Source organism: Streptomyces olivaceoviridis (assembly GCF_014650115.1).
GTDB classification, from domain to species: Bacteria; Actinomycetota; Actinomycetes; order Streptomycetales; family Streptomycetaceae; genus Streptomyces; species Streptomyces olivaceoviridis.
Genome location: NZ_BMUI01000126.1, coordinates 1 through 670 on the forward strand (window position 1 = coordinate 1; position 670 = coordinate 670).

Genomic DNA, 670 nt, shown 5'->3' on the forward strand with positions numbered 1-670 from the left:
CGGGCTGACGAGGTGCGGTGGGCGGTGGACATCTCCGGCCGCGCTTCCACGCTGCTGCCGGCCCTGCTCGTCGCCCACGGCCAGCAGGTCGTCTACGTGCCCGGCCGGACCGTCAACCGCATGTCCGGTGCCTACCGCGGGGAGGCCAAGACCGACGCCAAGGACGCGAAGGTCATCGCCGATCAGGCCCGTATGCGCCGGGACTTCGCTTCGCTGGACACACCCCCGGAGCTGGTGTCCACCCTTCAGTTGCTGACCAACCACCGGGCCGACCTGATCGCCGACCGCGTCCGGCTGATCAACCGGCTCCGCGACCTGCTGGTCGGCGTCTGCCCCGCCCTGGAACGGGCCTTCGACTACTCCGCCGCAAAAGGGCCGGTGGTGATGCTGACCGAGTACCAGACCCCGGCCGCCCTTCGCCGGATCGGCGTCAAGCGCCTGACGGCCTGGCTGGAACGGCGCAAGGTCCGCGGGGCCTCGGACGTCGCGGCCAGAGCGGTGGGGGCCGCCCAGTCCCAGCAGACTGCCCTGCCCGGCGAGAAGCGGGCCGCCGGACTGGTCTGCGACCTCGCCCACCAGTTCCTGGCCCTCGACGAGCGGATCAAGGACAACGACCGGGAGATCCGCGAGACCTTCCGCACCGACGATCGCGCCGAAATCATCGAATCCA

The 670-nt window shown here is 70.7% G+C and carries 1 protein-coding gene; it reads left to right on the forward strand.

The features are described from left to right. Positions 1 to 670: IS110 family transposase (locus tag IE273_RS43200; protein WP_189820565.1), on the forward strand; the 670-nt coding region annotated here is incomplete at both ends.